The 1,599-nt window shown below is 65.0% G+C and carries 2 protein-coding genes; both read left to right on the top strand.

All coding sequences use genetic code 11. The annotated features are described in order from the left end of the window. A partial coding sequence (locus WBV89_RS15155; RefSeq protein WP_423982189.1) for a sensor histidine kinase occupies positions 1-271 on the top strand: 271 nt, incomplete at its 5' end. After that, positions 268-1,599: FAD-dependent oxidoreductase (locus WBV89_RS15150; RefSeq protein WP_423982188.1), on the top strand; the 1,332-nt coding region annotated here is incomplete at its 3' end. The genes WBV89_RS15155 and WBV89_RS15150, both read left to right, overlap by 4 nt.

The raw sequence follows: 1,599 nt of genomic DNA, 5'->3' as shown, positions 1-1,599 counted from the left end.
CGGCCGAATCGATCTCGACGTCCGCAGCGAGGACGGGTACGTCGTGCTCGAATTTTCCGATACCGGTCCCGGTGTCGCCGCCAACATCATCGAGAACATCTTCGATCCTTTCGTCACGACCAAGGCTCCCGGGGAGGGCATCGGTCTCGGACTGAATCTCTCACATCAGATCGTCGTCGAACGCCATGGAGGCAGTCTGAGCGTGGCGTCAGTTCCGGGCGCGACGACATTCACCGTACGACTCCCCTCCAGCGAAGGTGCACCATCATGACCGTTCGGCCGTCCATCCTGCTCGTCGATGATGACAACGAGGTGTTGCGCTCGCTCGAATCCGATGTGAAGACCCAATACAGCGGCGACTATCGGGTGCTCACCGCAGCGTCGGGAACCGATGCGCTCGCCCTCGTCGAACGGCTGGCTCTGAGAGGCGATCCGTTGGCGTTGGTGGTGTCCGACCAGCGGATGCCGACGATGAGCGGGACCGAGCTCCTCGAACAAGTGAGCGAGCGTTCGCCGACGGCGGGGCGCGTCCTGCTCACGGCGTACGCGGATACCGACGCTGCGATCGCGGCGATCAACGATGCCGGCGTCGCCTATTACATCCTCAAGCCCTGGGATCCTCCCGAAGAACGACTGTTCCCGATTCTCGACGATCTCCTCGAGGTCTGGCAGGCGCACTACACCGTGCCTGGCGAGGTCGGCATGCGCGTGATCGGCGACCGGTGGTCGGATCGGTCCCACGAACTGAGGCAGTTCCTCACCAGCAACCATGCACCGTTCCGCTGGCTCGAAATCGGTGCGTCAGCGGAGGCCGAACGGCTGCTTGCAGCGCTCACCGACCCAATCCTTCCCGTCGTGATCACCGCCGAGGGTGAAGCCATTCCGGACGCTTCGATCTCCACGGTCGCCCCGCTGATCGGGCTCACCGACCGACCCGAGTCGGAGTACTACGACCTGGTGATCGTGGGTGCGGGACCCGCCGGTTTGGCGTCGGCGGTGTACGGCGCGTCGGAAGGACTCACGACCGCGATCGTCGAGTCGGCGGCTCCCGGCGGTCAGGCCGGGACGAGTTCTCGGATCGAGAACTACCTCGGCTTCCCGCAGGGGGTCTCGGGTGAGGATCTCGCTCGGCGCGCCGTCACCCAGGCCCGACGACTGGGGGCGTCATTCGTCAGCCCGCGCAACGTCGTGCGACTGTCACGCGACGATCAGTACCGGATGTTGGAGCTCGACGACGGGTCGGTGCTTCGGTCCTCCGCAGTGATCATCGCCACCGGGGTTCAATACCGCGAGTTGGATGCCCCGGGTGCCGGAGAGCTACGCGGACGTGGTGTCTACTACGGATCCGCGTCGGTCGAAGCTCCAGTGCTCGCCGGCGCCAACGTGGTCGTGGTGGGCGGAGCGAACAGCGCTGGCCAGGGCGCGGTTCACCTGGCCCGGTTCGCCAAGCACGTCACGATGCTGATCCGAGGCGACGACATCGGAAAACGGATGTCGCAGTACCTGGTCGACCAAATCGCCAACATCGACAACATCTCGGTGCGCACCGAGACCCACGTCACCCACGTCGACGGTTCCGACCGGCTCGAACGGGTCGGT

Origin of the sequence: Ilumatobacter sp. (genome assembly GCF_049588435.1) — a bacterium.
In the GTDB taxonomy this organism is placed as follows: Bacteria; Actinomycetota; Acidimicrobiia; order Acidimicrobiales; family Ilumatobacteraceae; genus Ilumatobacter_A.
The sequence above is the reverse complement of the archived record's forward strand: the minus strand, read 5'-3'. Positions and strand labels throughout refer to the sequence as shown.